This is a genomic window from Yersinia sp. 1252 StPb PI, assembly GCF_048593885.1.
Taxonomy (GTDB): domain Bacteria; phylum Pseudomonadota; class Gammaproteobacteria; order Enterobacterales; family Enterobacteriaceae; genus Yersinia; species Yersinia enterocolitica_E.
In genome coordinates this window covers 1-7,329 of record NZ_JAZGQE010000211.1, presented here as the reverse complement: position 1 = coordinate 7,329, position 7,329 = coordinate 1, and the positions used below count along the sequence as shown (strand labels likewise).

Genomic DNA, 7,329 nt, shown 5'->3' with positions numbered 1-7,329 from the left:
GGGTGGCAAATCTGTGGTCTGGCTTAACTTGACCTTTGGAGGAGACACGGCCATAACAATAAGGTAGTAGTTTCAAAATTTTAACCCAATAAAGCGCTACTACTATTTTATGTTCCCAACCATTCAAACAGGACGGGCATCGCTATGAACATATTTGATCACTATCGCCAGCGCTATGAGGCGGCCAAGGACGAAGAGTTCACACTCCAGGAGTTCCTCACAATCTGCCAGCAAGATCGCAGCGCGTATGCTAATGCGGCTGAGCGTCTGCTGATGGCTATTGGTGAGCCAGTCATGGTCGATACCGCGCTTGAGTCCCGCATGTCTCGACTGTTCTCTAATCGGGTTATCGCTCGCTACCCTGCTTTTGAAGAGTTTTATGGCATGGAGGAAGCCATAGAGCAGATCGTTTCCTATCTCAAACACGCCGCCCAAGGGCTGGAAGAGAAGAAACAGATCCTGTATTTGCTGGGTCCCGTGGGTGGTGGTAAGTCATCATTGGCTGAACGACTGAAAGCCCTGATGCAACGGGTGCCTATCTATATTTTAAGTGCTAACGGTGAACGTAGCCCGGTCAATGACCACCCGTTATGTCTGTTCAATCCGCAGGAAGATGCGGCGATTCTGGCCAAAGAATACAGTATCCCAAGCCGCTATCTCGGTACGATTATGTCGCCATGGGCGGCAAAACGCCTGCACGATTTTGGCGGTGATATTACCAAGTTCAAAGTTATCAAGGTCTGGCCTTCTATCCTTGAACAAATTGCGATAGCGAAAACCGAACCCGGTGATGAAAACAACCAGGATATCTCGGCACTGGTCGGTAAAGTTGATATCCGTAAACTTGAAAATCACGCCCAAAACGATCCAGATGCTTATGGTTATTCCGGTGCTTTATGCCGTGCTAACCAGGGGATCATGGAATTCGTCGAGATGTTCAAAGCCCCAATTAAGGTGCTGCACCCACTACTGACCGCAACACAAGAAGGGAACTATAACGGGACCGAGGGGATATCCGCCCTGCCATTCAGCGGTATAATTCTCGCGCACTCTAACGAATCCGAGTGGGTAACATTCCGTAATAACAAGAATAATGAGGCATTCCTTGACCGTGTTTATATTGTCAAAGTGCCTTATTGCCTGCGGGTATCAGAAGAGATCAAGATTTACGACAAACTGTTAAATCACAGTGAGTTGACCCATGCGCCTTGCGCACCTGGCACGCTGGAAACGCTGGCTCGCTTCTCGATTCTCTCAAGGATGAAAGAGCCAGAAAACTCCAGTATTTACTCCAAGATGCGGGTGTATGACGGTGAGAGCCTGAAAGATACCGATCCTAAAGCCAAGTCTTATCAGGAATATCGCGACTACGCTGGAGTTGATGAAGGTATGAACGGCCTTTCTACCCGTTTTGCCTTTAAAATCCTCTCCAGAGTATTTAACTTCGACCACGCTGAGGTGGCTGCTAACCCGGTGCACCTGTTCTACGTACTGGAACAGCAGATCGAACGCGAACAATTCCAACAAGATGTTGCGGAGAAATATCTCGAACACCTGAAAGGCTATTTAATCCCGAAATATGCTGAATTTATTGGTAAAGAGATTCAAACCGCCTATCTGGAGTCTTACTCTGAGTATGGTCAGAATATTTTTGACCGTTATGTTATCTACGCCGATTTCTGGATTCAGGATCAAGAGTATCGTGATCCTGATACCGGGCAACTGTTTGACCGTGAATCACTGAATGCTGAACTGGAGAAAATTGAAAAGCCAGCGGGTATCAGCAACCCGAAAGATTTCCGTAATGAAATCGTCAATTTTGTGTTGCGCGCCAGAGCCAATAACAATGGCCGTAATCCAAACTGGACCAGTTACGAGAAGCTGCGCACGGTTATCGAGAAGAAAATGTTCTCTAACACCGAAGAGTTACTGCCGGTTATCTCCTTTAATGCCAAGACCTCAACGGATGAGCAGAAAAAACATGATGACTTTGTCGATCGGATGATGGAGAAAGGCTATACCCGTAAGCAAGTTCGTTTGCTGTGTGAATGGTATCTGCGGGTGAGAAAATCGTCATAAGCCATTTACCGATTCATTACGGCATCGTAGGTATAGACCCAATAGATTTCGCGTTGTAGCAAGGCGGCAACTGAACGAAGCCGCCTGAATCTATACCCAAAGCAATTGGCGTTGCAGGTAAGCAGCAAGCGAACAAATCCCGATGAGCTTACTCAGGTAAGTGATTCGGGTGACAAATCTGCCGGGAGCAGATTTGAACGCTGCTTGCAGCGGCCTCGCAGAGGCGAGGCCCAAGGATGGGCCGAGTAACGGGTGCAGCTAACACCCCTGCGACGTCAAGTGTGAAGGGTAAAGCCAACACAGCTACAGCGTGAAAGATGCAGGGAGAGTCCCAATAGATTTCGCGTTGTAGCAAGGCGGCAACTGAACGAAGCCCCAGGAGCTTAGTCCACTAAGTGACTGGGGTAAGTGATGGCAGCCAACACAGCTACAGCGTGAAAGATGCAGGGACAGTGACAAAGTCGTTTGGGGGATATATGGGCTACTTTATTGACAGACGACTTAACGGCAAGAATAAGAGCATGGTCAATCGCCAGCGCTTTTTGCGCCGCTATAAGTCGCAAATTAAACAGTCGATTGCCGATGCCATCAATAAAAGATCAGTTACTGATATTGATAGCGGCGAGTCAGTTTCGATACCTATTGATGATATCAATGAGCCGATGTTCCATCAGGGCCGTGGTGGGTTACGTCACCGGGTACATCCTGGCAATGACCATTTTGTCACCAATGATCGGGTGGAGCGCCCTCAAGGTGGCGGTGGAGGCGGCGGCAGTGGTCAGGGTAATGCCGGTCAGGACGGTGAAGGCGAGGATGAGTTTGTCTTTCAGATTTCCAAAGATGAATACCTCGACTTACTGTTTGAAGACCTGGCGCTGCCTAATCTGAAGAAAAATCAGTATAAGCAGTTGACCGAATTCAAAACCCATCGTGCGGGTTATACCTCGAATGGCGTGCCCGCCAATATCAGCGTGGTGCGCTCACTGCAAAACTCACTGGCGCGTCGTACCGCCATGACAGCCAGTAAGCGCCGTGAGTTACGCGAATTGGAAGAAACGCTGAACGTACTGGAAAACACGGAACCAGCACAATTGCTGGAAGAAGAACGTGTACGTAAAGCCATTGCTGAATTAAAGCAAAAAATCGCGCGGGTTCCGTTTATCGATACCTTCGATTTACGTTATAAGAACTATGAACGGCGTCCTGAGCCATCCAGCCAGGCGGTGATGTTCTGCCTGATGGATGTGTCAGGTTCGATGGATCAGGCCACCAAGGACATGGCAAAGCGCTTCTACATCCTGCTTTATCTGTTCCTGAGCCGTACCTATAAAAACGTTGATGTCGTGTATATCCGCCACCATACTCAAGCGAAAGAAGTTGATGAGCAAGAATTCTTCTATTCGCAGGAAACCGGCGGAACAATTGTCTCCAGTGCCCTGAAATTGATGGAAGAAGTGGTTCAGGAACGTTACGACCCAACGCAGTGGAATATCTATGCAGCCCAAGCCTCAGACGGCGATAACTGGGCCGATGATTCACCACTGTGTCATGAGTTATTGGCCCAAAAGCTCCTGCCAATGGTGCGTTACTATAGCTACATCGAGATAACCCGGCGCGCACACCAGACTCTGTGGCGGGAATATGAAGACTTACAGGCAAAATTTGACAACTTTGCCATGCAACATATCCGAGAACCTGAAGATATCTACCCGGTATTCCGTGAGTTGTTCCACAAACAAACCGTTGATAATTAATACTAAAATTAGCCGGTCAACTTTTTCCATGACAGGAATGGTTTCCCGGCTTTTTCATGGGCTAAAATTGCCACTACGACCTTATTTTCAGAGTTGAATCGATGAAATGGCATGATGGATTACGACAGCCCGGTGTATTAGCCGCATTAAGTGCTGCGGTGCTGTTTGGTGCCGGAACCCCGCTGGCAAAACAGTTACTCAATACGGTCAGTCCATGGCTACTGGCGGGTTTGCTCTATTTTGGCTCAGGTGCCGGTCTGGCGCTCTACCGTCTACTCACCCGAGCAACAGCCGTGAGCCTGCCTCGCAACGAACGGCGGTGGTTTATTGGTGCCATTACGGCTGGGGGGATTGTTGCCCCGGTTCTGCTGATGATAGGGCTAACGGGTATGCCTGCATCTGGCGCATCATTATTGCTTAATGCCGAAGGGGTATTTACCGCCCTACTGGCCTGGTTCGCGTTCAAAGAGAATTTTGACCGTCGCATCGCCCTTGGCATGATAGTGATTGTGGCCGGTGCAGCTATTTTAAGTTGGCCGGGTGAAGCGCGTTTTGCCGGATGGTGGCCAACACTGGCAATTCTGGGTGCTTGCTTTGCCTGGGGGATTGATAACAATCTGACCCGTAAGGTTTCATTGACGGATGCCACCTGGATTGCGTCAGTCAAAGGACTGGTTGCCGGTATCGTCAATCTCGGGCTGGCTTTTGTCCTCGGCGCAACATTGCCACCACTGACAAATCTGGCAGCGGCCCTTCTGGTGGGATTTTTTGCCTATGGCGTGAGTTTGGCACTCTTTGTTATCGGCCTGCGCCATCTTGGTACTGCTCGCACTGGTGCTTATTTCTCTATTGCCCCATTTTTAGGGGCTGTATTGGCCGTTATTATGGGTGACACTGTCACTATACCACTCATCGTGGCGGGTCTCCTGATGGCTGTAGGGATCGCATTGCATCTCACTGAACAGCATGCCCATCAGCATATCCATGATGAATTGCTGCATGAACATGAACATCACCATGACGCACATCATCAACATACACATGATTTTCCTGTGACAGTCGGTGTGGCGCATAAGCATCGCCATCAACATCAGCCACTGGCACACTCCCACCCGCATTACCCGGATTCACATCACCGCCACAAGCATTGAGTCGGTACAACTTGCCGCGTTACCCGCGGCTCAGCTATGCAAAGGCCTGGCTATTGGTCTTCAAGTTGGCTAAACCGCAACGCCAAATGATCAAGCACACTGCGAACAGACGGCAGTAATCCCCGCCGTGATGGATATACCGCATGAATAATCTCATGGCGTAATACCCAATCCGGTAATAAGCGAATCAGCGTTCCGGCCATCAGTTGATCTGCCACCATCATAACCGGGAGCTGTACTGCCCCGACACCACTCAGTGCTGCGCTACGAAGCGTTGTCATGTCGGCCGTCACCAATCTGGGCTGGTGATAAATCGCAGCATGCGCGCCCTCTGGCCCGGCTAAATGCCAGATAAATTCTTGGCGCGCGCGGCCCAAGCCCAGACTTGGCCAGCCAGTCAGATCTGCCGGAACATTGACGATACCTTGTCGTACCACCAAATCCGGGCTGGCCACCAGACACTGACAACGGTTACCCAACACCTTCAACACCAAATCACTGTCTTGCAACGGCGGTGGCCGAACCCGAATGGCAATATCAATGGCTTCAGCAATCGGGTCCACTTGTCGATTGGTCGATTCAAGATAAATCGTCACCAAAGGACAACTGACCATGAAATCCGCCAGCATGGTGCTAACCGTGGCCTGTAATAGCGCCACTGGGCAGGTGATGCGCACCACACCACGGGGTTCTGCCCGTGTTAAGTCAATTGATTCCTGAGCGGCGTTGGCCTCTTCCAGCATCGCTTTACAGTGTTCATAGTAGGTACGCCCCACGTCGGTAACCGCAAAACGGCGGGTTGAACGCTGAATTAAACGCACGCCCAATCGCTCTTCCAACAATGCCAGCCGTCGGCTCAGTTTTGATTTTGGCAAACCCAATACCCGCGCGGCAGCACTGAATCCACCGTGTTCCACCACTTCTGCGTAATAGTAGAGATCATTAAGATCTTGCATAACCTGCCTCTGTATTACTTGCCATAGATAACTTCATCATTGTTCTGATAATAGAACAGTGATAACTAATTTTGCTATCTACTGCTTAAATTATCCTAATTATATACTTTATCCAACATGAAGCCCGGCCAGAGGTTGTGCCGGGCTGCAACACCTCATTGATGATGTTTGTAAGGAGTTTACGATGAAAAAAGTTCAAGGTATTTATCGCGCACCGCGCCAGCATTGGGTGGGAGATGGTTTCCCGGTTCGCTCACTGTTTTCATATCAAAGCCATGGTAAACAGCTCAGCCCGTTCCTGCTGCTGGACTATGCCGGGCCGATGGATTTTACCCCGACCAAACATCGCCGGGGTGTCGGGCAACACCCGCATCGTGGTTTTGAAACTGTCACCATCGTTTATCACGGCGAAGTTGAACATCGTGACTCCACCGGCAAAGGCGGCGTTATTGGCCCTGGGGACGTGCAGTGGATGACGGCAGGTGGCGGGATTCTGCATGAAGAGTTTCATTCAGATATGTTCGCACAACGTGGCGGTGCCTTTGAAATGGTGCAATTGTGGGTCAATCTGCCCGCAAAAAATAAAATGGCAGATCCTGGTTATCAGGCCATTCGCAGTGAAACTATTCCTCAGGTAGTGCTAGCTGAAGATGCTGGCAGCCTGCGGGTAATAGCGGGTGAGTATGCGGGTAAAAATGGCCCTGCTCAGACATTCTCACCACTAAACGTCTGGGATATACGGCTGAATCAGGGTAAAAGTACGGAGTTTTCACTGCCCATTGGCTGGAACACGGCATTAATTGTGTTGCGTGGTACCGTATTGGTCAATGGCGATGCCGTTGCCCGCGATGCCGAAATGGTATTACTGGATGCGGCTGGCAGCAATGTAACTATTGAGGCCAATAATGATGCGGTGCTGTTGCTACTGAATGGTGAGCCGATTGATGAACCTATTATCGGTCACGGGCCATTTGTGATGAACACTCAGCAGCAGATAATCGAGGCCATCGCTGATTTTAACGGCGGTCGTTTTGGCTCAATGGATACCCACTCATAACCCTTTATCTATCCGCCATTGCCTGACGAGGTTTTTGTCAGGTAATGGCCGGTTACCTTCCAGCAAAGCATCCCACCGTTTTAAAATAGACCTTAGTCGGAAATAGATTGATTGCTGTCACGTGCCAGCAATCAATCCCACATTTAGCTATCTGGATATCGACTAAACTTAATATTACTTATTCCTCCATTTAGCACTGGCTGATTAACACAATGATGTTCATGGTGTGGACACAGAGCGATGTATTGAAATACCACCAGCGTAAATAAGACGGCCGTATTTTTTTAATCTTGATGCTATTAATACGTATTGGAATATTTGTCATTTATCCT

General features: G+C 49.3%; 5 protein-coding genes. 4 read left to right on the top strand and 1 reads right to left on the bottom strand.

What is annotated here, in order from left to right; translation table 11 throughout:
- Positions 1-144: 144 nt before the first annotated feature.
- The 3 genes from yeaG (at position 145) to V2A85_RS20680 (ending at position 4,984) form a co-directional block, all read left to right on the top strand.
- The gene (gene yeaG, locus V2A85_RS20690) at positions 145-2,079 is read left to right on the top strand and encodes a protein kinase YeaG (protein WP_083158970.1); all 1,935 of its coding nucleotides are present in this window, start codon (positions 145-147) and stop codon (positions 2,077-2,079) included.
- 476 nt (positions 2,080-2,555) lie between these two features.
- Entirely contained in the window at positions 2,556-3,833 is a 1,278-nt protein-coding gene (locus V2A85_RS20685) for a YeaH/YhbH family protein (protein WP_372559896.1), read from the top strand.
- A 101-nt stretch (positions 3,834-3,934) separates the two neighbouring features.
- The gene (locus V2A85_RS20680; protein ID WP_372558944.1) at positions 3,935-4,984 is read left to right on the top strand and encodes a DMT family transporter; all 1,050 of its coding nucleotides are present in this window, start codon (positions 3,935-3,937) and stop codon (positions 4,982-4,984) included.
- Positions 4,985-5,034: 50 nt separating this feature from the next.
- Here the strand turns inward: V2A85_RS20680 and V2A85_RS20675 are convergent, their stop codons facing one another.
- A complete protein-coding gene (locus V2A85_RS20675; protein ID WP_420072238.1) occupies positions 5,035-5,940 on the bottom strand; it encodes a LysR family transcriptional regulator in 906 nt (301 codons plus the stop codon).
- A 184-nt stretch (positions 5,941-6,124) separates the two neighbouring features.
- Here V2A85_RS20675 and V2A85_RS20670 point away from each other — a divergent pair, with 184 nt between their 5' ends.
- Positions 6,125-6,997 carry a pirin family protein gene (locus V2A85_RS20670; protein WP_420072237.1) on the top strand — a complete coding sequence of 291 codons (873 nt, stop codon included), beginning with the start codon at positions 6,125-6,127 and terminating at the stop codon, positions 6,995-6,997.
- Positions 6,998-7,329 lie beyond the last annotated feature (332 nt).

What these genes read in the sequence shown, in the direction of transcription:
- yeaG (WP_083158970.1), top strand. Translation starts at nt 145, where the DNA reads ATGAACATATTTGATCACTATCGCCAGCGCTATGAGGCGGCCAAGGAC.
- V2A85_RS20685 (WP_372559896.1), top strand. Translation starts at nt 2,556, where the DNA reads ATGGGCTACTTTATTGACAGACGACTTAACGGCAAGAATAAGAGCATG.
- V2A85_RS20680 (WP_372558944.1), top strand. Translation starts at nt 3,935, where the DNA reads ATGAAATGGCATGATGGATTACGACAGCCCGGTGTATTAGCCGCATTA.
- V2A85_RS20675 (WP_420072238.1), bottom strand. Translation starts at nt 5,940, where the DNA reads ATGCAAGATCTTAATGATCTCTACTATTACGCAGAAGTGGTGGAACAC.
- V2A85_RS20670 (WP_420072237.1), top strand. Translation starts at nt 6,125, where the DNA reads ATGAAAAAAGTTCAAGGTATTTATCGCGCACCGCGCCAGCATTGGGTG.